At 52.3% G+C, this 23924-nt stretch carries 21 protein-coding genes; 16 read left to right on the top strand and 5 right to left on the bottom strand.

What is annotated here, in order from left to right:
• Window positions 1–21: 21 nt before the first annotated feature.
• The 7 genes from miaA (at window position 22) to INT19_RS14320 (ending at window position 7718) form a co-directional block, all read left to right on the top strand.
• Entirely contained in the window at window positions 22–960 is a 939-nt protein-coding gene (gene miaA, locus INT19_RS14290) for a tRNA (adenosine(37)-N6)-dimethylallyltransferase MiaA (protein WP_193061266.1), read from the top strand.
• Window positions 961–1111: 151 nt separating this feature from the next.
• The gene (gene hfq / locus INT19_RS14295) at window positions 1112–1360 is read left to right on the top strand and encodes an RNA chaperone Hfq (protein WP_009099947.1); all 249 of its coding nucleotides are present in this window, start codon (window positions 1112–1114) and stop codon (window positions 1358–1360) included.
• A gap of 36 nt (window positions 1361–1396) precedes the next feature.
• The gene (gene hflX / locus INT19_RS14300) at window positions 1397–2707 is read left to right on the top strand and encodes a ribosome rescue GTPase HflX (protein ID WP_193061267.1); all 1311 of its coding nucleotides are present in this window, start codon (window positions 1397–1399) and stop codon (window positions 2705–2707) included.
• Between the two features lie 175 nt (window positions 2708–2882).
• Window positions 2883–4145: an FtsH protease activity modulator HflK gene (gene hflK, locus INT19_RS14305; RefSeq protein ID WP_193061268.1), complete on the top strand. Its 1263-nt coding sequence runs from the start codon at window positions 2883–2885 to the stop codon at window positions 4143–4145.
• A complete protein-coding gene (hflC, locus tag INT19_RS14310) occupies window positions 4146–5030 on the top strand; it encodes a protease modulator HflC (RefSeq protein ID WP_193061269.1) in 885 nt (294 codons plus the stop codon).
• Between the two features lie 199 nt (window positions 5031–5229).
• Window positions 5230–6423: an ATP phosphoribosyltransferase regulatory subunit gene (locus tag INT19_RS14315; protein ID WP_193061270.1), complete on the top strand. Its 1194-nt coding sequence runs from the start codon at window positions 5230–5232 to the stop codon at window positions 6421–6423.
• A complete protein-coding gene (locus INT19_RS14320) occupies window positions 6423–7718 on the top strand; it encodes an adenylosuccinate synthase (RefSeq protein ID WP_089037615.1) in 1296 nt (431 codons plus the stop codon). Before INT19_RS14315 ends, INT19_RS14320 begins: the two co-directional genes overlap by 1 nt.
• A gap of 130 nt (window positions 7719–7848) precedes the next feature.
• On the opposite strand, the gene cobO is transcribed toward INT19_RS14320, so the two are convergent.
• Entirely contained in the window at window positions 7849–8448 is a 600-nt protein-coding gene (cobO, locus tag INT19_RS14325; protein ID WP_193061271.1) for a cob(I)yrinic acid a,c-diamide adenosyltransferase, read from the bottom strand.
• 224 nt (window positions 8449–8672) lie between these two features.
• On the opposite strand from cobO, the gene INT19_RS14330 reads away from it, so the two are divergent.
• The 4 genes from INT19_RS14330 to INT19_RS14345 all read left to right on the top strand — a co-directional run bounded on the left by INT19_RS14330 (window position 8673) and on the right by INT19_RS14345 (window position 13684).
• Entirely contained in the window at window positions 8673–9158 is a 486-nt protein-coding gene (locus INT19_RS14330; protein ID WP_038485589.1) for a YajQ family cyclic di-GMP-binding protein, read from the top strand.
• Window positions 9159–9242: 84 nt separating this feature from the next.
• The gene (gene pepN, locus INT19_RS14335) at window positions 9243–11873 is read left to right on the top strand and encodes an aminopeptidase N (RefSeq protein WP_193061272.1); all 2631 of its coding nucleotides are present in this window, start codon (window positions 9243–9245) and stop codon (window positions 11871–11873) included.
• 39 nt (window positions 11874–11912) lie between these two features.
• A complete protein-coding gene (gene yegS, locus INT19_RS14340) occupies window positions 11913–12872 on the top strand; it encodes a lipid kinase YegS (protein ID WP_193061273.1) in 960 nt (319 codons plus the stop codon).
• Window positions 12873–12913: 41 nt separating this feature from the next.
• Window positions 12914–13684 (top strand): hypothetical protein, encoded by a 771-nt coding sequence (locus INT19_RS14345; RefSeq protein ID WP_193061274.1) that lies wholly within the window; start codon window positions 12914–12916, stop codon window positions 13682–13684.
• A 70-nt stretch (window positions 13685–13754) separates the two neighbouring features.
• On the opposite strand, the gene INT19_RS14350 is transcribed toward INT19_RS14345, so the two are convergent.
• Entirely contained in the window at window positions 13755–13958 is a 204-nt protein-coding gene (locus INT19_RS14350; RefSeq protein WP_009721950.1) for a cold-shock protein, read from the bottom strand.
• A gap of 135 nt (window positions 13959–14093) precedes the next feature.
• Between INT19_RS14350 and INT19_RS14355 the strand changes: the two genes are divergently transcribed.
• A complete protein-coding gene (locus INT19_RS14355) occupies window positions 14094–14750 on the top strand; it encodes a LysE family translocator (protein WP_193061275.1) in 657 nt (218 codons plus the stop codon).
• A 33-nt stretch (window positions 14751–14783) separates the two neighbouring features.
• On the opposite strand, the gene INT19_RS14360 is transcribed toward INT19_RS14355, so the two are convergent.
• Window positions 14784–16736, bottom strand: a complete 1953-nt coding sequence (locus tag INT19_RS14360) for a transglycosylase SLT domain-containing protein (RefSeq protein ID WP_193061276.1) — start codon at window positions 16734–16736, stop codon at window positions 14784–14786.
• Between the two features lie 127 nt (window positions 16737–16863).
• Between INT19_RS14360 and INT19_RS14365 the strand changes: the two genes are divergently transcribed.
• The 4 genes from INT19_RS14365 to sixA all read left to right on the top strand — a co-directional run bounded on the left by INT19_RS14365 (window position 16864) and on the right by sixA (window position 20880).
• Window positions 16864–17211: a YkvA family protein gene (locus INT19_RS14365; protein WP_193061277.1), complete on the top strand. Its 348-nt coding sequence runs from the start codon at window positions 16864–16866 to the stop codon at window positions 17209–17211.
• A gap of 102 nt (window positions 17212–17313) precedes the next feature.
• Window positions 17314–19218 carry a molecular chaperone HtpG gene (htpG, locus tag INT19_RS14370; RefSeq protein WP_193061278.1) on the top strand — a complete coding sequence of 635 codons (1905 nt, stop codon included), beginning with the start codon at window positions 17314–17316 and terminating at the stop codon, window positions 19216–19218.
• A gap of 116 nt (window positions 19219–19334) precedes the next feature.
• Entirely contained in the window at window positions 19335–20405 is a 1071-nt protein-coding gene (locus INT19_RS14375; protein WP_089037623.1) for an NAD(P)H-dependent glycerol-3-phosphate dehydrogenase, read from the top strand.
• Window positions 20398–20880: a phosphohistidine phosphatase SixA gene (gene sixA, locus INT19_RS14380; RefSeq protein WP_193061279.1), complete on the top strand. Its 483-nt coding sequence runs from the start codon at window positions 20398–20400 to the stop codon at window positions 20878–20880. The genes INT19_RS14375 and sixA overlap by 8 nt, the downstream gene beginning before the upstream one ends.
• 61 nt (window positions 20881–20941) lie before the next feature.
• Here sixA and gatB read toward each other — a convergent pair whose 3' ends face one another.
• Window positions 20942–22396, bottom strand: coding sequence for an Asp-tRNA(Asn)/Glu-tRNA(Gln) amidotransferase subunit GatB (gene gatB, locus INT19_RS14385; protein WP_193061280.1), 1455 nt, complete (start codon window positions 22394–22396; stop codon window positions 20942–20944).
• Window positions 22396–23856, bottom strand: coding sequence for an Asp-tRNA(Asn)/Glu-tRNA(Gln) amidotransferase subunit GatA (gene gatA / locus INT19_RS14390; protein ID WP_193061281.1), 1461 nt, complete (start codon window positions 23854–23856; stop codon window positions 22396–22398). The genes gatB and gatA overlap by 1 nt, the downstream gene beginning before the upstream one ends.
• Window positions 23857–23924 lie beyond the last annotated feature (68 nt).

The raw sequence follows: 23924 nt of genomic DNA on the forward strand, positions 1-23924 counted from the left end.
CGAAGGGAGTGCTAAGAGCAGATGGTTGACACACGCCCCTGGGCGATTTTTCTAATGGGGCCCACGGCAGCTGGTAAAACTGACACGGCGATGGCTCTGCATGAGCGTTTGGGGCATGAGCTGATCAGCGTCGACTCAGCGATGGTATATCGCGGGATGGATATTGGCAGTGCTAAGCCGAGTGCTGCCGAGTTGGCGCGCGCGCCGCATCGTTTGATTGATATTCGTGATCCGTCTGAGCCGTATTCGGCCGCTGATTTTCGTGAAGATGCACTGCAGGAGATGCGGCAAATCAGCGCGGCAGGCAGCGTGCCATTATTGGTTGGCGGGACGATGCTCTACTTCAAGCGTCTGGTGGAGGGCGTTGCTAACTTACCCGCCGCAGACGCCGCCATACGTCAACGGTTGGAAGCTATTTGGCAGAATGAAGGGTTGGCGGCACTTCATCGTATGCTGGCTGAAGTGGATGCCGATTCAGCGCAGCGCATCCATCCCAATGATCCACAGCGCTTAATGCGCGCGCTTGAAGTATATTATGTAAGTGGGCGTCCTATGAGTGAGCTATGGGCGGAACAGCAGCCAGAAACCTTTCCCTGGCGGGTGATGTCGATAGCATTAGCCCCTAGTGATCGCCAATTGCTACACAACCGCATTGCGGTGCGTTTTAAAACAATGTTGGCTGAGGGCTTGATAGATGAAGTCGCCGCCCTCAAACAACGTTCTGACATCCATCTTGGCTTGCCAGCAATGAAGAGTGTTGGCTATCGTCAAGTATGGGAGCACTTAGACGGTAAGTACGACGAAAACGAGTTAATTGAACGTGGCGTGATAGCAACTCGCCAGCTCGCTAAGCGGCAGCTTACGTGGTTAAGAAGTTGGCCGTCGCTTACGTGGGTAGACTCACAGCAGCCTGACGTATTGGATAAGGTGCTGAAATTCGTGCGTGAAAGCGGTGCTTAGCGTAAGATAGTGATTTCGTAAGCAAGTGTTTTCGAGTGGCCGGCTGGCTCTTTTGACAACCCCAGGCCTTTCGGGCAACAAGATTGCGGCGCAGCACCAGTAGGGCGCGCCATTTATAACCAACCCCAACGACAGTTTTAGGGAGAGCAACATGTCCAAAGGGCAGTCCCTTCAAGACCCGTACCTGAACATTTTGCGCAAGGAGCGCATTCCGGTCTCTATTTTCCTGGTGAACGGCATTAAATTGCAGGGCCAGATTGAATCATTTGACCAGTTTGTCATTTTATTGCGCAATACCGTCAGTCAGATGGTTTATAAACACGCTATTTCCACGGTAGTGCCTTCGCGCAACGTGCGTTTGCCGGCACAAGATCCAGCCGCGCCCGACGCGGACATCTAACACCGCTGGATAGCTAGAGAGTCCACGAGGTATTGATTGTTTTTTGAGCGCCCAGATGCCGGTGAAACGGCAGTACTTGTTCACGTTGACTTTCATGATGAGCAAGCACGTGAAGACCCGGGTGAGTTCTTAGAGCTCGTGCGCTCTGCTGGCGCAGAGCCCGCGACATTACTCACTGCTAGCCGACAGCGCCCTGACTCCCGAACGTTTATTGGGTCAGGCAAGTTGGAGGAGCTGCGAGCACTGCTCGCAGCTCACCAAGCAGAACTGGTGATCTTCAACCATAGCCTAAGCCCCTCCCAAGAGCGCAACCTTGAGCATGAGCTCAAGTGTCGAGTGCTTGATCGTACCGGTTTAATACTCGATATTTTCGCGCAGCGGGCACGAACCCATGAGGGTAAGCTGCAGGTAGAGCTTGCCCAGCTTGAATATATGTCCACTCGCCTAGTGCGCGGCTGGACCCACTTAGAGCGTCAGAAGGGCGGTATCGGTTTACGCGGCCCTGGTGAAACGCAGTTAGAAACCGACCGTCGTTTGCTGCGCGGGCGCATTAAATCTATTCATAAACGACTCGATAAAGTTCGCAGCCAGCGCGACCAGAACCGCCGCGCACGTTCACGTGCCGAGATTCACAGCGTTTCATTAGTTGGCTATACCAATGCCGGTAAATCGACGCTGTTTAATGCGCTTACCAATGCTGAGGTATACGCAGCTGACCAGCTATTTGCCACGCTTGACCCGACACTTCGTCGTCTCGAAATTGCAGACGTTGGCCCTGTGGTGATGGCCGATACAGTCGGTTTTATTCGCCATCTGCCCCACAAGTTGGTTGAAGCTTTCCGAGCAACGCTTCAAGAGGCTGCGGAAGCATCGCTGTTGGTGCATGTAATAGATGCTGCTGATCCTGATCGTGATGCCAATGTTGAGCAAGTCGATAGTGTACTCAAAGAGATAGGCGCTGATAGCGTGCCAGTGCTTAAGGTCATGAATAAAATCGACCGTCTTGATAGTGCACCGCGAATTGAGCGCGATGGCCACGGCGTTCCTGAGGTTGTTTGGCTCTCTGCTCAGCAAGGACAAGGCCTTAATTTGCTGCATGAGGCGCTAACCGAACGTTTAGCAAATGATGTTATTGGCTTCTCGCTGACACTGTCTCCGGAGCAGGGTAAGCTGCGTGCAGGCCTGCATGAGTTGAACGCAGTTCGAGAAGAGTATTTTGATGAGCAAGGGCAGTCTGTTTTAGACGTGCGCTTGCCTAGACGTGATTTCAATCAGCTCATGGCTCAACTTGGTGAGCGTGCCAATACCTATTTACCCGTCGCTTTACGCGAAATTGACGAATGGTAGTCAAGTAGGCGGCATCGCATATATGAGCTTAAATATAAGTGAGCTTGGGTATGTGAGCTCCTATGTGAACTCGGGTGGAAGTATGGTACAAGATTTATATAGCAATAATATTAAAAGCACCGGCCTTACTAATCGTAAGGCTAAGTGCAGGTGAACACCTTAGTGGAGAAGAAGTATGGCCTGGAATGAGCCTGGTGGTGGCAACCAGCACGACCCCTGGAGCAGTGGTGGCCGACGTGGTAATAACGGCGGTGATCGTGGTGGAAGTAATGGTGGAGGTGATAATGGTGGCAATAATCAAGGTCCGCCCGACCTCGATGAAGCACTAAAGAAATTTCAAGATAAATTAAACGGAATGCTGGGTGGCGGTGGCAAAAAACGTAATGGTGGTAATGGGAGTGGTAAAAGCGGTGGTGGTAAGCCGCGTAACTCTCTAGCGCTACCTGGTTTGCTGGTCGTTGTCGCTTTAGCTATCTGGGCCGCATCCGGTTTTTATCTGGTCGACCAGTCTGAGCGTGGCGTCGTACTGCGTTTCGGTGAGTATCAGGGCATCGTAGACCCAGGCCTGCAGTGGAATCCGCCGTTAATTGACGATGTTCGTATGGTGAACGTGACCCGTGTTCGGTCAGTTTCTCAAACGCAGTCTATGCTGACGCGTGATGAAAACATCGTTGAAGTGGAAATTTCTGCTCAGTATCAAGTGGCCAATCCACGTGACTTCGTGTTAAACGTACGCGATCCAGCACTGTCTATCGAGAATGCCTTGGACTCCGCCTTGCGTCACGTTGTCGGCGGCACTGACATGATCGACATTTTAACCTCTGGTCGTGAAATTTTAGGTAGCTCTGTGGCCAGCCGCCTCCAATCTTATTTGGATGCTTACGGCGCTGGTATTCGTCTACAGACAATTAACATTGAGTCAACCTCCGCGCCTGCACCCGTTATCGATGCTTTCGATGATGTTATTCGCGCACGTGAAGATCGTCAGCGTACGATCAACGAAGGGATGGCCTATGCCAATGCCATTATCCCAGCGGCTCAAGGCCAAGCGCAGCGTGTCGTTGAGCAAGGTCAAGGTTATAGAGAGTCGGTGGTGGCTGAAGCACAAGGTCAAGCTAACCGCTTTAACGCGTTGTTGACCGAGTATCGCAACGCGCCTGGCATCATGCGTGAACGTATGTACCTGGATGCGATTGAAGACGTCTTTGGTAATACTCCCAAAGTGCTTCTGGATGTAAGTGAAAATGCGCCTTTGATGTATTTGCCACTAGATCAAATGCGTAGTGGTAGCGCTGCTGGCAGTAATGCTTCTTCCAGTAACAGTGGTGATGGTAGAAGTGAATCGATTGATCCGCGGGTTCTGGATTCACTGAGGGGGAGTCAGAGCAGTTCTTCATCCTCGTCATCAAGTAACCCCATTCGCAGGGAGGGCCGCTAAATGATTAATAATCGATCCCTGCTAATCGTAGGTGGCTTGGCCGCTGTGGCTTGGCTAGCTAGTAATAGCTTGTATGTAGTGGATGAAACCCAGCGTGCCGTTAAGCTGCGTTTTGGTGAAGTCATCGAAGAGAATATTCAGCCAGGACTGCATGTCAAAATACCGATTGCACAAACGATCCGTAAGTTTGATACGCGTTTGCTGACCCTTGATACTGACACCAGTCGCTATCTGACCCTTGAGCAAAAAGCGGTTATTGTCGACTCGTACGTTAAGTGGCAGGTAGTCAATCCCACACGTTACTACGAAGCAACTGCAGGCGATGAATTAATGGCGATACGCCTGATTCAGCCGCGTGTAGACGAAAGCTTACGTAACGAGTTTGGTCGCTTGAACCTTCAGGAGATTATCGCCGAACGGCGCGATGATCTGATGACGGGGCCTACCGCTGACCTTGATGAGTTAATGCGTGAAGAGTTGGGTGTCGCGATTCGTGATATTCGTATCAAGCGTATCGACTTGCCAGAGGATGTATCAGCAGCGGTATTTGAGCGGATGCGTTCAGAGCGTGAGCGTGAAGCCCGCGAATGGCGTGCGCAAGGTCAGGAAGAGGCTGAGCGTATTCGCGCTAACGCTGATCGTCGACGTCAGGTACTGCTCGCCCAGGCCAATGAGCGTTCTGAAACGCTGCGTGGTGAAGGGGATGCAGAAGCGGCAGCCATTTTCTCCCAGGCTTATGGTCAGGATCAGGAGTTCTTCGCTTTCTGGCGCAGTTTGAACGCTTATCGTGAAAGCTTCGCAGGTGATAACAACCTGCTGGTACTGGAACCGAATAGTGATTTCTTCCGCTATTTGCGTAGTGCGGTTCCTAGTAACGGAGAGTAGTTATATGTGTGCCCAGCCCCGTTAGGTTATGCAATCCTAGCGGGGTTCATCTGGCGCACAAACGTGATAGACTTAATTAACCGGGCGTCGCCCGGTTTTTTTGTGGCCCTCATTTCACTAGCGCTTGTCCATGAACGCCTAAAACGCGTCATGATGTAGCTGCTTGTTTGGGCCTTCATTGTCTCGCAGGATTGTTCACATGACCATCGCTGACCGCTGGCTATTGCCCGACGGCATGGATGAGGTGCTGCCGCCTCAGGCAAGCCGCATGGAAGAGCTGCGCCGTGCGCTGCTTGATCTCTACCATTGCTGGGGCTACGACCAAGTAATGCCGCCGCCGGTGGAGTTTTTGGACTCCTTGCTTACGGGTACCGGTACCGATCTAGATCTTCAGACGTTTAAATTAACTGACCAACTAACGGGTCGCATGATGGGTGCATCTGCCGATGTAACTCCTCAGGTGGCGCGTATGGATGCCCACTCCCTGAAGCGGCAAGGGCCGGTTCGATTGTGCTACTGCACGAATGTGCTGCGCGCTAAAGCCGACCAGCACCAGGGTGGGAGAAGCCCTGTGCAGGTAGGGGTCGAGCTGTTTGGTCACGCAGGTTTAGAAGCTGACAGTGAAATTATTCATTTGGCACTGGCCAGCTTAAAAGCAGCGGGCGCTGATGAAATTCACCTGGCGCTGGGCCATATTGGCATTTATCGTAGCTTTGTCGAGGCAGCTGCGCTTAGCGATGAGCAGGAGCGGGCGCTGTTTGAAGCACTAGCGCTGAAATCGCCGGGCCAGTTAGCTGGGCTCGTTCACCGCAGTGTCAGCGATCCAGCTTTGGCAGATATGCTGATAGCGCTTGGTGAGCTGCATGGTGATGCAAGTGTGTTAGGGCAAGCACGAGATCGTTTTGCCGGTGCCCCCGCGCCGGTGAGGGCGGCACTTGACCAGTTGGAAGCACTCTATAAAGGCGTATTGGCGCGCTTTGATGTTTCGCTCTATTTTGATTTAGCGGAGCTGCGTGGTTATCAGTACCACACTGGTATGATGTTTGCTGCCTATGTGCCTGGTTATGGCCATGCATTGGCCAAAGGCGGGCGTTATGATGACACTGGCCGTGCTTTTGGGCGTGCGCGTCCGGCGACCGGTTTTTCTATGGATTTAAAACAATTGGCATCCCTGGCGCTGGCTTCACCCAGCCAGGGGGCTGTTTGGGCGCCTGCCCAAGAAGAAGAGTCGCTTAACGCTGCCATTGCTGCGCTGCGTGAGCAGGGTGAACGCGTGATTCAAGCGCTGCCTGGGCAGCGTACTGGGCCGGCGGAGCACAGTTGTGACCGCCGTCTTGAGTTTATTGACGGTCGTTGGCAGACAATGACCCTGACACAAGAGACGAGTGCATAATGGGTAAGAATGTCGTAGTCCTGGGTACCCAATGGGGTGATGAAGGCAAAGGCAAGATTGTTGACCTGCTCACCGAATCAGCCTCAGCAGTGGTGCGCTTTCAAGGCGGTCATAACGCAGGCCATACCTTGGTGATTGACGGTGAGAAAACGGTTCTTCACCTGATTCCCTCTGGTGTGTTGCGTCCAGGTAAAACCTGTGTGATCGGTAATGGCGTAGTATTGTCGCCTGAAGCGCTGATCAAAGAGATCCGTGAGCTTGAAGAGAAGGGCGTGCCGGTACGTGAGCGCTTGCGCTTGTCACCGGCTTGTCCGTTGATCCTGCCTTACCATGTGCGTTTGGACCAAGCACGTGAAAAAGCGCGCGGCATTGCTAAGATCGGCACCACTGGTCGTGGAATCGGGCCTGCTTACGAGGATAAAGTTGCCCGTCGTGGTCTGCGTTTAGGTGATATGCTCCACCGTGAGCGTTTTGCCTCGAAGCTTGGCGAGGTATTGGACTACCACAACTTTGTGTTGGTGAACTATCACGGCGAGCCAGCGGTGGACTTCCAGGAAGTACTGGATAGCGCTATGCAGATGGCCGAAGAGCTACGGCCTATGGTTACAGACACCGTTAGTATGGTGCATGATCTGCGTAAAGCCGGTGAGAACATCCTCTTTGAAGGTGCTCAAGGCTCGCTGTTGGATATTGATCACGGTACCTATCCCTACGTCACCAGCTCTAATACCACCGCTGGCGGAACGGCTACCGGTTCAGGTGTTGGCCCGCTTTACCTTGACTACGTACTGGGTATCACCAAAGCCTATACCACCCGCGTTGGCTCTGGCCCATTCCCGACCGAGCTTTTTGACGACCATGGCCGTCATCTAGCCGAGCGTGGGCATGAGTTTGGAGCAACCACGGGGCGCGCGCGCCGTTGTGGCTGGTTTGACGCCGTAGCATTGCGTCATGCGGTGCAGATCAACTCAGTCTCTGGTATCTGCTTAACCAAGCTTGATGTTTTGGATGGCCTGGAAAATATTCGTGTGTGCGTGGGTTATCGTAGTAAAGATGGCGATGTGCTGGATAATCCGGTTGATTCAGAAGGCTACGAAGCTGTTGAGCCGCTGTACCATGATCTTCCGGGCTGGAAAGAATCTACCCTGGGCGCTAAGAAGGTTGAGGATCTGCCTGCCAATGCACGTGCTTACATCAGCTTCTTAGAAGAGCAGGTAGGTACCAGCATTGATATTATCTCAACTGGCCCTGACCGTATGGAAACGATTGTCCTGCGTAACCCGTTTGAAGGCTAAGCGAGCATTCATGCATAAATAGTGTGTGTTTGTCAGCTGCTGAGATAATTGAGTAGTTGAAAAAAATTGAGAAGTTGAAAAAAGGGGCGATTTAATCGCCCCTTTTTGCTTTTTAGCATCCGTATTGAAACTAAAAGTCGATGCCGCGACGGGCTTGCAGGCCATTGTTAAACGCGTGCCGTACCTCTTGCATCTCTGTCACTGTATCCGCCATTGACACTAAATCCCGATGCGCATTGCGTCCGGTAATAATCACCGTTTGTTCTTGCGGTCGATTGATCAGTGCTTGCTTAACGGTATCAATATCTAAATAACCGAACTTCAACATGTAAGTAATTTCATCCAGGACAACCAGATAAGTCGCTGGGTCTGCGAGCATTTTTTCAGCTTCTTGCCATACTGCTTGGCAAGCTTGGGTATCTGACTCGCGATTCTGGGTATCCCAAGTAAAGCCCGTGGCCATGATGGCAACACTGAGATTTGCGTCTTCTTCCAGCCGATTGCGTTCACCGCACTCCCATAATCCCTTAATAAATTGCACGACACCAACTTTATAGCCATAGCCAAGCGAGCGAGTGACGGTGCCCCAGGCGGCAGTCGTCTTACCTTTGCCATTGCCCGTATTTATCAACAACAGCCCACGCTGCTCGGTAGCGTTGGCCACTTTTTCGTCAACGCGGGCTTTCAGTTTTTCCATCGACGCTTTGTGACGTGCATCGCGATCGCTCATGGTCGGTGTCCATCGGTAAGTGATTAAGTAAATGATGGCTAGGTTAATTCATCCAGCGCCAATTTAATATTGCTGTGGTTAAGTCTTGTATAGTTAATGGTGAATTCTGTTCAAGTTTTGGGGGGTGCCGAAATTAGCGCTGCAAGACACATTATGTAAGAAATTGGCCGGGTAGGGGCTAGCTGCTCTAGAATAGTGGGTCATGTCTTACTAGGAATGATGCCATGCCCTCATTTGATATTGTGTCAGAGTTTGATCAGCACGAAGCGTCCAACGCTATCGACCAAGCAAACCGTGAAGTGCAGTCGCGCTTTGATTTTAAAGGTGTTGATGCCAGCTTTTCACTTGAAGGAGAGAAAGTTCAGCTTGAAGCTGAGGTTGATTTCCAATTAAAACAAATGCTTGACGTGTTGCGCAATCGACTGATCGCGCGGGGGATTGATGCCCGTTGTATGGATATTCAAGACCCGGTGTTGTCTGGCGTGAAAGCCCGTCAGGAGGTCGTTCTAAAGCAGGGGCTTGATCAGGCTGAAGCAAAAGATGTGGTTAAGCGTATCAAAGCCAGCAAGCTAAAAGTACAGGCTCAGATTCAGGGTGAAAAAGTGCGCGTTACGGGTAAAAAACGCGACGATCTTCAGAGCGTGATGGCGCTTTTACGTGGCGAAGAGGGGCCTGAACTACCGCTACAGTTCGATAACTTCCGTGATTAATTAACTCGATCGACAGTAATACGATGATGCAGCGTTAGGCGCTGCCTCATCAAATAATTTATAAGCTTACAGGAGTCACGCACTATGTCTGATCCGCAGCCGGTTTATTTAAGCGACTATCAGCCGCCCGCCTACCTAGTTACCCATACCGAGCTGACGTTTGATCTTGACCCTGCAGCAACCCGCGTAAAAGCACGCCTGCAAATAGAGCGTCATCCAAGCGCTGATTCACAGTCGCCGTTAGTGCTTAACGGTGAGCATCTGACGCTGATATCACTCGCTATCGATGGTAGCCCTTTGGCTGATGCTGCGTATCAGTTAACGGATGAGGTGCTGCACATAGCGGATGTGCCAGAGACCTTTATGCTGGAGAGTGAGGTAGAGCTAGCTCCCAGCAGCAATACTGCGTTGGAAGGGCTGTACCAATCTAACGGCATGTATTGCACCCAGTGCGAAGCAGAAGGCTTTCGGCGAATTACTTATTACCCCGATCGTCCTGATGTGATGGCCACTTTTAAGGTAACGGTGATTGGTAACGCCACCAGTGAGCCAGTGCTACTCGCCAATGGTAACCCTGTTGATCAAGGTGCGTTGGAAAATGGCCGCCACTTTGCAACCTGGGAAGACCCGCACCCGAAACCCTGCTATCTGTTCGCTTTAGTTGCCGGTAATTTGCATAAGGTGGAAGATTCTTTTGAGACTATGAGCGGCCGCAGCGTGACGCTGCAGTTGTGGGTCGAGCAAGAAAACCTAGATAAAACCGAACATGCGATGGCCTCCCTTAAGCGTGCTATGGCATGGGACGAACAGACCTATGGCCGTGAATACGACCTTGATCTGTTTATGATTGTGGCAGTGAATGACTTCAATATGGGGGCAATGGAAAACAAAGGGCTTAATATATTTAACTCCGCTGCGGTATTAACTCATCCCAATACCGCGACGGACGCAGCCTTCCAAAATGTGGAAGGGATTGTTGCCCATGAATATTTTCACAACTGGTCAGGCAATCGAGTGACTTGCCGTGATTGGTTCCAACTCTCTTTAAAAGAGGGCTTTACCGTATTTCGTGATCAGTGCTTTTCCGCCGACACCAACTCGGCTCCCGTTAAGCGCATTCAAGACGTGTCGTTTTTCCGCACTGCTCAGTTCGCCGAAGATGCAGGGCCGACGGCGCATCCGATCCGGCCAGACCACTTTATTGAAATCACCAACTTTTACACCCTGACGATATACGAAAAGGGCGCAGAGGTTGTGCGCATGCTGCGTAATTTACTGGGTTGGGAAGACTTCCGTCGTGGCTCAGATCTTTATTTTGAACGTTTTGATGGTCAGGCAGTGACCATCGAAGACTTTGTGGGCTGCATGGCCGAGGTGTCTGATGTAGACCTTAGCCAATTTATGCGTTGGTACTCCCAGGCAGGCACGCCTGAAATCGATGCGCACGGTGAATACGATTACGCCCATGGGGAGTATCATCTCACTCTGCGCCAACGTACCCCCGCGACTCCAGGACAATCAGACAAACTGCCGTTACACATTCCCGTACGTATGGGGCTAGTGGGCACCAAGTCGGGGCAGGATCTGACATTAACACTGTCAGGTGAGAAGCTAGGTAACGACGCTGTTATTCATCTCACTGAAGATGAGCAGACGTTTGTCTTTACTGATGTTGCTGAAGCGCCTGTTCCTTCACTGCTGCGCGATTTTTCTGCACCCGTAAAGCTACACTTTCCCTATTCGCGTGAAGACCTTGCGTTTTTGCTGACGCATGACAGCGATGGCTTTAACCGTTGGGATGCGGGCCAGCGGCTTGCTATGCTGGCGTTAGATGATCTAATCGCTGCACACCGTAATGGTGTTGAAAAGGTCATGGATAGCCGTGTTGTGGAAGCCTTTAGAACGCTGCTTACCAGCGCTATGAGCGATAAAGCGGTGCTGGCAGAAATGCTGACGCTACCCTCTGAAGCCTATATTGCCGAGCAGCAGCCGATTGTAGATGTGGACGCAATACACGCCGCTCGCGAATTCGTGCGTCAGTCGTTAGCCGTTGCGCTGCGTGATGAATTTGTCGCCGTGTATAAAGCGAACCAAAGCGATGAACCCTACGCGCCAACGCCTGAACAGATCGCCCAGCGTAGCCTCAAAAACGTCGCCTTAACTTATTTAATGGCGATTGAGGACGAAGCGGGCATTACGTTTTGCGAAACGCAGTTTGCTGCGGAACATAACATGACCGATGTTCGTCTTGCGCTGACCTTGTTGGTTCATAGTGACTGTGATGATATCGCGTCTCCAGCACTGAAGACCTTTGGCGAAAAATGGGCACATGACCCGTTGGTGATGGATCAGTGGTTCACCATACAGGTGTCACGCCCGCAGCCAGATGTTCTGGAACGTGTTCAATATCTAATGCAGCACCCAGCATTTTCAATTAAGAACCCTAATAAAGTGCGTGCCCTGATCGGAGCCTTTGCCCAAAATCGGATTAATTTCCATCGTTTAGATGGTAAAGGATACGCGCTGTTAGCCGATGTGGTTATTGAGCTAAATCGCCTGAATCCCGAAATAGCTGCACGGCTGGTGACACCGTTAACCCGTTGGCAGCGTTTCGACGAAGAGCGTCAACAGTTAATGCGCGATGAACTTGTGCGTATTAAGCAGGAGCCTTTATCGTCAAACGTATTCGAAGTTGTTGAGAAAGCGCTGGCATAAGGTAAGCCAGCGAACTAACCATGGAGAGGGAATGCGCCGGTGACAGATACACAGCAGCACTATTTACTGATTATTAACGGTAAGTCTGCCGGTAACCCGGCGCTGCGCGAAGCTGTTGAAGAGCAGCGCAAGACAGGGATGTCGATCATCGTACGTTCGACCTGGGAAGGCGGCGATGCCGCTGAGTTTGCTGCCCAAGCGGTCGAGCTGGGCGCGACGCGGGTCATTGCCTGCGGTGGCGATGGTACCGTGAATGAAGTGGTTAACGGGCTCATGCGGATTGCTCATGATTTGCGACCAGCACTAGGTATTGTGCCGTTAGGCAGTGCCAACGATTTTGCTACTTCCCTCGGTTTGCCGCTGGAGCCAGGGCCAGCGCTTGAGGCCGCAAGGCACTTGTCTCCAGCGCCGATTGATGTGATCAGAATGACCGCTCAGTCAGGCGCAGAAGAAGCGGTTAGTTATTACGTCAACATGACAACTGGCGGATTTGGTGCCGAAATTACCTCATCAACCCCTAAAACGCTAAAGCGCATGTTAGGTGGTGGCGCATACTCCCTAATGGGCGCTTTGAAAGCATGGCGGCACCGTAGTTATTGCGGCACGTTGCATTGGGGGGACCAGCAGCAAGAAGCGTCGCTGTTACTTCTCGCGCTGGGCAATGGTCGCCAATCTGGCGGCGGGCAAGTATTAGCGCCAAGAGCTAAGCTCGACGATGGCCGTTTCGATGTGCTACTGGTCAAGGACTTTTCATCAGCGGCAGAGTTGCCGACGTTGCTGAATGAGTTGCAGCAGTTTCCAGCCGAAGGGCGCTTTGTGCGCTATTTTACCGCCAGCCAGCTGTCGGTAACGACTCAGCCAGATGATGAACCTTGGCCGTTAACCTTAGATGGAGAGGCGCGTCGCTATGAGCGATTTTGCGTCGAAGTAGTGCCGCTTGCGCTGAAAGTGCTGCTGCCAGAAGGGTGCTCACTATTGACGGCTAATGATCGCCACTAAGTGTTTTTTATTATTTGAACCACTGTTAAGGAGAAAATCCAATGGTAAATCGCTTTTGGATGCCGCTACTAGCCAGTCTCGCGCTGCTGCTAAGCGCCTGCGGCGACGCACAGGAAGATACTACGACTACAAATGAGCAGGACACCTCTAGCAGTGACGTGGATGCTCAACAAGCACCTACTGTTGCAGATGGCAGCGAAGAGATGGATGAAGCCGCTAGTGCGGATGATATAGAAGAGGACATTGAAGCGCGCCAAGCGGCAGAGGAGCTAGAGGCAGCAGAGGCACTGAGAGATGACAGTAATGATGCATCGGAAGCCTCAATCTCGCCCAATAACGAAGAGGTGCAGGCGGATGAAGACACGCTTGCAGCGGACCCTGAAGATGCTCTCGATGAAGCCAGTGCTATGCCTGGCGAAACCACTCGTTCAGATGTCGATGACGTTATTGCTGAGACCGAGCGCCGCTTTGAAGAAGCCCAGCGCCGCTTAGATGAGCAGTTTAAAGAAGTCGAGCAGCAGACACCGGTCTTGGAGCCGATGGATGGTGACGCTCCAACCCCAAGTTGGGAAACGGAGTCCAGCTTACCCGGTACGTCTGACTTAGATGATCATTTGGAGGCCACCGACGTAGATGCGCTAATTGAAGACACTGAGCGACGTTTTGAAGAAGCGCAAAAGCGTTTAGAAGAGCAGTTTGAGGCCCTCGAGAGTGAGCAGCCGATCAGTGAAAGTATGGACAGTGAAAGTATGGACAGTGAAAGTATGGACAGTGTCGGTGAGGAGCAAGAAACTGAGCGCGCCCAGGAGTAATGTGCTTACATAATCAGTGAACACGAATAAGGCCCGCTGCATGAGCGGGCCTTGTTTTATTCCTCTGGCGTTAGACCGGACGAATGTTAGAAGCCTGAAGGCCTTTTTTACCCTGTGTTACCTCAAAGCTGACTTTTTGACCGTCTTGCAGGGTCTTGAAACCTTCAGCTTGAATTTCGGAGAAGTGGGCAAATAGATCGTCACCGCCGTCATCAGGAGAGATGAAGCCGTAACCTTTGGTCTCGTTGAACCACTTGACAGTGCCAGTCGCCATCGTCCATATCCTTAACATGCTTAATGATTGGGCAAGCATCCTTTGTGAATGCCTGCCAAAATTAATGTAGAAGCAAATAATTCAGACGTCCAGTTGTGGGCTTAAGATTTTTTAACTTTTGGCGGGCTTCCTCTCATGACGCAAATCGGTTTTATCGATGCTCAGTTTGTCTCGTTCCTTGTGGCGATAACGCTGCTATCAATAAGCCCTGGGGTTGATACGCTACTCGTCATCCGCAACACTGCCCGCGGTGGTGTTCGAGATGGTATTGCAACAAGTATCGCTATTTGCTGCGGGTTGTTCGTCCACGCAACTATTTCAGCGTTGGGTATTTCACTGATATTACTGCAGTCGGCCTGGGCATTTCATATGCTAAAACTGGTGGGGGCGGCTTACCTGATTTGGCTGGGCGTCTCCAGCCTGCTGGCGGCGCGTCGTGGCACTCCTTTGCCTGTTCAGGGCGTGATGGCAAGCGGCTCACCAGTGCCATTTTGGCAGCCTATCAAAGAAGGGTTGCTGTCCAATGTCTTGAACCCCAAAACCGTGGTGTTCTATATGGCATTTTTACCCCAATTTATCTCGCCTGCTGATCCAGCACTGCTGAAATCATTATGGCTTGCAGGGGTTCATTTCATGATTGCCAATATCTGGCAAATTAGCGTGGTGCTAATGGTGGGTGGGGCTAGTAAATGGTTGGCCAGCGCTCGTTTTGCACAAACGCTCAATGCCGCTACCGGTGTGGTGCTGGTGGTATTTGGTGTTCGTCTAGCGTTAGAACAGCGCCCGGTATAACCGGGCGCTGTGTCAGTGGAGGGGCTGTTGAGGTTATCGGCTTACAAGCAGCGCGCGATCATAGCGAACGGCCTGCTCACTCTCACTAAGTAGTGAGACGCCCTCGCTGTTGCCGCCGTTTGCCAGGCTTTCGAAAATGACCCGGTAGCTCAACACGGCCTGTACATAATCTCGGGTTTCCCGGAAAGGAATGCTTTCTACAAACAGGTCAAACGATTCCATGCTGTTGTTGCCTAGCCATTGATCTACTCTGCCTGGTCCTGCGTTATAAGCGGCGGTGGCGGCCAACCGATTACCTTGATAGCGTTCCAGCTTGTCACGCAAGTAGGTGCTACCTAAGCGAATATTAAGCTCAGGCTCTAAAACGCCGTAAGGACCTGGATCATTTAGCCCCAGTTGACGACTAACTTGGCTAGCAGTGCCTGGCATTAACTGCATTAATCCCCGGGCACCCGCAGGCGAAAGGGCGACTGGGTTGTAAGCACTTTCACGCCGGGTAATGGCCATCAGTAAATAAGGGTCGACGCCGGTTATGCGGCCCCAATGTAGGAAGCTATCACGATAAGCCGCTGGGAAACGCCAATCCAGCGCGTCCCACATTTCAGCTGCAATCGTGGTTTGCACTAAGCGAGCATGCCACTGCTGGTGAGCGGCGTAATCGGCGAGCGCCCGCGCCTGATAAGGTGTGCCATTCTGTACGGCATATAGCCACTCGCTGTTGGCTAACCCATCTTCGCCTATACGTAGGAGTGCTTCAGTGCGCTGAACCACCGGCAGGCGTGCCGTTTGTGCCCTAGTGGTTTCGTCAAAATGGTTGCGTTCTAAGTTGAGCTGGTAGGGTTGGTTGAGTTTTTCGGCAGCAGCAAAGCCATAGAAACTTCGGTCGGTTGCTGCTTGTTGGTAACGCGCTAACGCTGCGTCACGATTACCCAGTTGCTCATTGGCCCTGGCTAGCCAGTACTGCCAGCGGCTACTTTCCTGCTGACTGCTAGGCATTTCAGTGATCCAGTGGACGACATCGGTCCACTGTCTTTTGGCCAGAGCGTCGCGAACGCGCAACTCTAATACGCGTTCGCTGTTCAGCGAGGGTAGGACGCTGTCGACCCAGGAAAGGGTGCCAGGAACGTTGCGTACGAGTGCATAAAACGCAAGTTCTTCTTCGATCGCTTGGCGGTCAGTATGGGCTAAGTTGAGGCGTGGCCCAATGGCTTGCCACGTTGAGAAGGCTGCTGGGGTGTTTTCACGCGTGTAGCGCTGCATGGCGGCTTTATAAAACGCCGCCGTGGCAGCGCATTCAGGGCCAAGACAGGTAGGTGCTGAGGCAAGCGCGCCTGATGAGTTTATGACCGTTTCAGCGGTATTCAGTGCTGTTTGCCACTGACTGCTCAACAACCCGCCTAGATAGCTGCTTAAGCGCTCTTCGCCCGCCTGCCAGGCGAGCATTTTACGCTCCCAAATTGCCGTGGCATCAATGGTGCCATCCGCGCGAAGGCGATTGAACAGCGGGTCGCAGGCATCTGGCTGGGAGCTACCCACGAGCCACAGCTCAAGCCCCGCTTCGCGAGCTTCAGCAGGTGCTCTATCCAAGAGAGCTGTGTAGTAGTAACACTGACGAGCAGTGCCTGTTGGTACGCCGTCAGCAACGGCAAGCAGGTCGCCAAATCGGCCCGCATAGCCATACTTTGCGATCGCTTGGCCACGCATCCATTCTGATAGCGGTGAATCAGCATGGCGCTCGATAAACTGCAGCACTTGACTGGGGGCTGCATTAGGCAATTGGCTACGTAGGCGATGGTAGTCAACATAGCCGCTAAGGATATGCCCCTCTATCGCGCGGTCATTGATCTGTTGCCACTGCTGTTGACGTGCAGCTTCAAGTGCCTCACGCATCGCTGAGTCAGATGTTGCCCAGGAGGCAGTTGGTAAGCCGATGAGCATTGCCGCAAATAGGCTGCGAAATGTTAATCGAAATGGCGAAGCTTGCATGGCACTCCCTCTTGCTCGCTAATGGTGTCTAGCCGCTATAGTGCTAGAACTGTATTGCTGGGTCGATGATGAACTAAATGTGCCAACAATGTTCTGATAATTACGAAACCTAGAGGATTCAATAACGATGGCACGAATGTCTACGTGGTGGTTGTTTCGACGGCTCAAAACACGTGTATGGGCAGTGAAACGCATTGGCCGAGCTCTAAAGCTGTTTTTGCCTATGACGCGTGACGTGCTGCGAGGCAGTTTTCGCCCTATTCCCTGGTCGGCCTTTGGGCTGATGGCGCTAGCACTTGCTTATCTTGTCATGCCTTTTGATCTTATTCCCGACTTTCTCGTAATGATTGGCATTGTTGATGATGTTTTGATCGTAGGTTGGTTACTTAATCGTGTCGATGCCCACCTGTCAGAATATCGTAATTGGAAATATGCAGAGCAAACGCCAGCCGCTTCTTCTCACTCACCTTCTTGAAATCCCGCCGCTTATCCCCATATTGAGTTCACAACCTTTTCCGCTCTTGCCTAACGTTAGGCAGGAGCGCCAAGCACAACGTGATTAATGAGGGCTAAGCGCATGACGACGGCAACCCAGGAAGAAACTCTTGGCTTTCAAACGGAAGTTAAGCAACTCCTAAATTTAATGATTCACTCCCTGTACTCTAACCGGGAGATATTTTTACGCGAGCTGATCTCTAACTCAGCTGATGCCTGTGACAAACTGCGTTATGCCGCACTTGATAACGATGCGCTTTATGAAGGTGACAGCGAGCTGCGCATTGAAATTGAGCATGATCGCGAGGCTAACACCATCACGCTACGTGATAATGGCATTGGCATGAATCGCGATGATGTCATTGCGAATCTGGGTACTATCGCACGCTCAGGTACCGCAGAGTTCCTAAAGCAGCTCTCTGGCGAGCAGCAGAAAGACGCTAAGTTGATTGGCCAGTTCGGGGTAGGTTTCTACTCTGGATTTATCGTTGCTGATGAAGTGACGGTACACACCCGCAAAGCGGGCACTGACGCCTCAGCAGGGGTCGAGTGGCGCTCAAAGGGTGAGGGTGAGTTCACCGTTGCTGATATTGAGTGTGAACGTCACGGTACTGAAATCACGCTGCATCTTAAAGACGATGCTAAAGAGTTTGCCGACGACTATCGCCTGCAAGGGCTAGTGCGCAAATACTCCGACCATATTGAAGTGCCCGTACGTATGCCTAAAACCGAAACGGCGAAGGACGACGAAGGCAACGATATTGAAGGCAGTGAAATCACCACGTGGGAAACGGTTAACGAAGCGACTGCGTTATGGGCTCGTCCGAAAAGCGATGTCACTGAGGACGAGTACAAGGCATTTTACAAGCACGTTGCCCACGATTTTAGCGATCCGCTGACCTGGAGCCACAATAAGGTTGAGGGTAAGCTGGAGTACACCAGCCTGCTGTATGTGCCGGGTCGTGCACCGTTTGACATGTTCGATCGTGATGGCGCGCGAGGCGTTAAACTGTATGTTCAGCGTGTGTTCATTATGGACGACGCGGAGCAGTTCTTGCCCCTGTATCTGCGTTTTATCAAGGGCGTATTAGATACCCGCGATCTCTCTCTGAACGTTTCTCGTGAGCTGCTCCAGCAAGACCCCAAGGTCGATAAGATCAAGGGTGCGTTGACCAAGCGTGCGTTGGATATGCTCAAGAAGTTGGCGAAAGACAATGAGCAGTACCAGACCTTCTGGAATACATTTGGCAGCGTGCTAAAAGAGGGGCCAGGTGAAGACGCCGCCAATCGCGAAAAGATTGCTGGCCTGCTCCGTTTTGCTTCAACGCATACCGATACTGCCGCCCAGGAGCAGTCACTGGTCGACTACGTTGAGCGTATGAAAGAGGGGCAGAAGAAGATTTACTACGTGGTCGCCGACAGCTTTAATGCGGCGAAAAATAGCCCGCACTTAGAGATCTTCCGTAAGAAAGGTATCGAAGTGCTGCTGCTATCGGACCGTATTGACGAGTGGCTAATGAGTCATCTCACCGAGTTTGATGGTAAATCGTTTGCCGATGTGGCTAAAGGTGAGTTGGACCTTGGCGATGTGGAAGACGAGGAAGAGAAGAAAGCTCAGGAAGAAACAGCTAAAGCCAAAGAAGACTTGGTTAAGCGCGTCAAAGAAGCGTTAAGCGAGGGTGTTCAAGAGGTGAAAATTACCCACCGCTTAACTGATTCGCCCGCCTGTGTCGTGCTTCCTGAGCATGAAATGGGCTATCAGATGCGTCGGATTATGGAAGCTGCTGGCCAGCCATTGCCCGAGGTGAAGCCTATTCTGGAGCTAAACCCCAACCATGCTCTGGTGGCGCGTCTGGAAAATGCTGACGGCGACCTGTTTGGCCAGTTGGCGCATATTTTGCTGGATCAGGCGATCATCGCTGAAGGCGGTCATCTTGATGACCCCGCTGCCTATGTTAAGCGGCTTAATAACGTCTTAACGGCTTGATAAATCAGTAGTTGATCGACGCGGCCCGCTTGGATATCCAAGCGGGCCGCTTGTTTTAATAGAGATGATGATAAAGTAAGCGCTAAACGCACGAGACCAATGATCAGGATATCGTCATGGCTGATGAGCAGCAGATGAATGTCGCAGTGCTGGGGGGCGGAAGTTTTGGTACCGCTCTGGCGAGTATTGCAGCAGATAATGGCGCAAAGGTGCGCCAGTGGATGCGCGATGAAGCTTTGGTGACGCAAATAAATCACGAGCATCGCAATGGGCGCTATCTACCACATTATGTAATTAATCCCGCCGTCATCGCGTCTACCGATCTTCAATCGGTGCTAGAAGACGCTGAGTTAGTGCTGATTGCTATCCCTTCCAAAGCGTTTCGCAGTGTTGTTCAAGCTGCCAAACCCTGGTTAACCCCGGAACAAATTCTGGTCAGCACCACCAAAGGTATTGAGCAAGATAGCTTTTTGCTAATGAGTCAGGTGCTTGAGCAGGAAACTGGGTTTCCCCACGTCGGCGTCATAGCGGGGCCTAATTTAGCGTCCGAAATCGCTGATAAGCAGTTGACCGCCACCGTCATTGCCAGCGCCGATGCGCTTACCAGAACGCGGGTGCAGCAAGCGTTAGGCTGTCGCTATTTTCGCGTCTATGCCAGTAATGATCGTCATGGCGTTGAGCTGGGTGGGGCGCTTAAAAATATCTACGCCATTGCCGCAGGTATGGCGGCAGCGCTGGGTATGGGGGAGAACACTCGCAGCATGCTGATGACGCGAGCACTAGCAGAAATGAGCCGCTTTGCAGTTGCGCAGGGTGCTAACCCGATGACGTTTTTAGGCTTGGCTGGCGTCGGTGATTTAATCGTTACCTGCTCTTCAAATCTATCCCGTAACTATCGGGTTGGCTACGCCATGGGGGAAGGGCGAGGTCTTGATGAGGCAGTGTCGGCATTAGGTCAAGTAGCTGAAGGGGTAAATACCGTCAAGCTTGTCTGCGCTAAAGCGCGTGAAATGGGTGTTTATATGCCGCTGGCTGAGGGCCTGAATCGCGTGCTGTTTGAAGGTGTTCCGGCTCAGGAGATGGCACGCACTCTGATGATGGGCGAGCAAAGCAGTGATGTGGAATTTATTCTGCCTCGTGAGGCTGTTCAGCAAGCCCACCGTGAAAATGGAGGCAGGAATGCCTAGTGTGCTAGTTATGCGCCATGGTGAGGCTGCATCGGGGTTTCCCGATCAATCGCGCCGATTAACGCCTCGTGGTGAGCTTGAAGCCGAAAAAATGGCCCGCTGGCTGGCCATGCGTATTGAGCAGGGTGAACTATCTTCCCCCACGATTTATGCCAGCCCTTTTGTACGAGCTCAGCAGACAGCTCAGCGGATCTGTGATGCTTTGGGTGTGCAACTTAATACATTGGCGTTTATTACCCCGGAAGATTCACCTGGTGATGTCAGTGAATGGCTGCTAAATCAATCTGCAGATGCCCCGATTATGCTCGTCAGTCATATGCCGCTGGTGGGTGAGCTGGCGGGCCTGTTAGTAGAAGGAGTGCCGAGCCAGGGAATTGGCTTTCCTACCGCCGCCATTGCAGAGCTGGAGGCTGACGTGTGGGCCGCCGGTTGCGCGCAGCTAAAACGCTTTACCCAGCCAAGCCAGTTGTTATAGACACAAAAAAAGCGGCTGCCGAGGCAGCCGCTATGACATTGCTGTCACTTGTCGGTCGACGTTACAGCAATGCGTCCAGCTTCTCTTTTAACAAGCCATTAACTTGCTGCGGATTCGCCGTGCCGCGAGATGCCTTCATGACTTGGCCAACGAAGTAACCAATCATCTTGCCGCGTTTCTCTGGCTCAGAATCACGATATTGAGCAACCTGAGCCGGGCTCTCTGCGATAACCTGGTCAATCATCGCTTCGATCGCGCCAGTATCCGTTACTTGCTTCAAGCCTTTTGCGTCAATGACGGCGTCGGCGCTATCGCCTTGTCCATTCCACAGTGCTTGGAAGACTTGCTTAGCGGCTTTGCCGTTAATGGTGTCATCCAGTACGCGACTAATCAGCTCGCCGAGCTGTTTTGCGGAAACCGGGCTGTTCTGAATGCTTAGGTTCTCACGGTTAAGCGCACCCGAAAGCTCCCCTTGTACCCAGTTAGCGGCTTGTTTAGCATCGCCGCACACTTGTTGTACTTCTTCGAAAAACTCGGCCATTTCTCGGCTAGCAGACAGTACGTGGGCATCATAGACCGATAAGCCTAGCTCACTCTGGAAACGCGCCCGTTTGTCGGCAGGAAGTTCTGGCAACTGGCTGCGAAGATGATCAAGGTAAGCTTGATCTAACACCACGGGTAACAGATCCGGGCAGGGGAAGTAGCGATAGTCGTTAGCTTCCTCTTTGGTACGCATACTGCGGGTTTCATCGCGCTCAGGATCAAACAGGCGGGTTTCCTGCACGACCTTGCCACCGTCTTCGATCAGCTCAATCTGGCGCTCGACCTCATAAGCAATCGCGCGCTCAACAAAGCGGAACGAGTTGACGTTTTTGATTTCCGCGCGAGTACCGAAGGCTTCTTGGCCTTTAGGGCGCACTGAAACGTTAACATCGCAGCGCATTGAGCCTTCCGCCATATTGCCGTCGGAAATGCCCAAATAGGTCACAATAGAGTGAATCGCTTTGAGATACGCGGCGGCCTCTTTTGCGCTGCGCATATCCGGTTCAGAGACGATTTCCAGTAGCGGTGTGCCCGCCCGGTTAAGGTCGATGCCCGTCATGCCATGGAAGTCTTCGTGCAGCGACTTGCCAGCGTCTTCTTCAAGATGGGCGTGATGAATACGAATACGCTTGGTCGATTCGTCATCTAGGGTGATTTCAACATCACCTGCGCCGACGATCGGATGATACATCTGGCTGGTTTGGTAGCCCTTGGGCAAATCGGGATAGAAGTAGTTTTTACGGTCGAACACCGATACTTCAGGAATGTCGGCGTGTACCGCAAGCCCAAATTGAACGGCCATGGCAACGGCCTGCTCGTTCAGCACAGGCAGAACGCCGGGTAAGCCAAGGTCAACAGCACAGGCTTGAGTGTTCGGTTCTGCACCAAAAGCGGTGGAAGCGCCGGAGAAAATTTTCGAACGAGTTGCGAGCTGAACGTGTACTTCCAGCCCAATCACGGTTTCCCATTGCATTAGGCGTTCTCCTCGGCAAAAGCAGGGCGTTGTAAGTGCCAATCAGTGGCTTGCTGGAACTGGTGAGCCACGTTTAGCAGCTGTGCTTCTGCAAAGTGGGTACCCAGGATCTGCAGGCCAACCGGACGGCCATTGGAAAAGCCTGCAGGAACACTGATGCCAGGAATGCCGGCTAGGTTAACGGCGATGGTGTAAATGTCCTGTAGATACATGGACACCGGATCTTTCTTAGCGCCAAGATCAAACGCGGGCGTTGGCGATGCGGGCCCCATCAGTACGTCTACGTCTTCAAAGGCGTCCAGGAAGTCCTGTCGAATCAAACGACGCACTTTCTGCGCTTTGGTGTAGTAGGCGTCAAAAAAGCCTTCAGAAAGCGTGTGTGTGCCAATCAGGATGCGCCGCTTCACCTCATCGCCGAAGCCTTCCGCACGAGACCGCGTGTAGAGATCAATAAGATCAGCCGGTGCATCGCAGCGATGCCCGAAGCGCACGCCATCATAGCGGGAGAGATTCGAGGACGCCTCTGCGGGGGCGATAACGTAATAAGCCGGAATCGCATAGTGGGTATGCGGCAGGCTCACTTCGCGTACGGTCGCTCCTAATGATTCATATACTTTCACTGCCTCGCGGACCGCTTTTTCGACGTCAGCGTCTAAACCATCACCAAAGTACTCCTTTGGCAGGCCGATTTTGAGGCCAGAAAGCGGTGCATTGAGCGTTTCTGTGTAGTCGGGAACGCCGCGGGCAACGCTGGTGGAATCACGTACATCATGGCCAGCAATAACATTGAGCAGGTGCGCGCAGTCTTCAGCACTTTTCGCCATAGGGCCAGCCTGATCGAGGCTAGACGCATAGGCAATAATGCCATAGCGAGAAACGCGGCCATACGTAGGCTTCAAGCCGGTAATGCCGCAAAATGCCGCGGGTTGGCGAATAGAGCCGCCGGTATCTGTGCCCATCGCAGCAGGGACAAGGCCTGCTGCTACTGCGGCGGCACTGCCACCTGAGCTGCCACCGGGAACCGCAGTAAGGTCCCAGGGGTTTTTGACCGCGCCAAAATAGCTATTTTCGTTGGAAGAGCCCATAGCGAACTCGTCCATGTTGGTTTTGCCCAGGCTAATGGTGCCCGCTGCGTTAAGTTTTTCTACCACGGTGGCATTGTAAGGCGCGATAAAATTATCGAGCATTTTCGAACCGCAGCTGGTTTTCACCCCTTGAGTACAAAAGATATCTTTCAGTGCGAAGGGAATGCCTGTTAGCTTGCCAGCCTTGCCTGCAGCACGCGCATTGTCGGCAGCTTCTGCCTGATCAAGTGCTTGCTCGGCGGTGACAGTAATAAAGCTATTGAGCGCGCCATCAGCTTGCTCGATACGCTGTAAAAAGTGTGAAGTCAGCTCTCGGCTGGAAAGCTCACCGCTTTTCAGGGCGGCGGCAAGCTGCGTTACGGTTTTATCATGCATGACCCGGAAGCTCCGTTCGGGGGCGAATAGAAAGAGCAGAAAATAGCGGCCTGTGCGTGGTAATCTGG

Origin of the sequence: Halomonas sp. 3A7M (assembly GCF_014897875.1) — a bacterium.
In the GTDB taxonomy this organism is placed as follows: Bacteria; Pseudomonadota; Gammaproteobacteria; order Pseudomonadales; family Halomonadaceae; genus Vreelandella.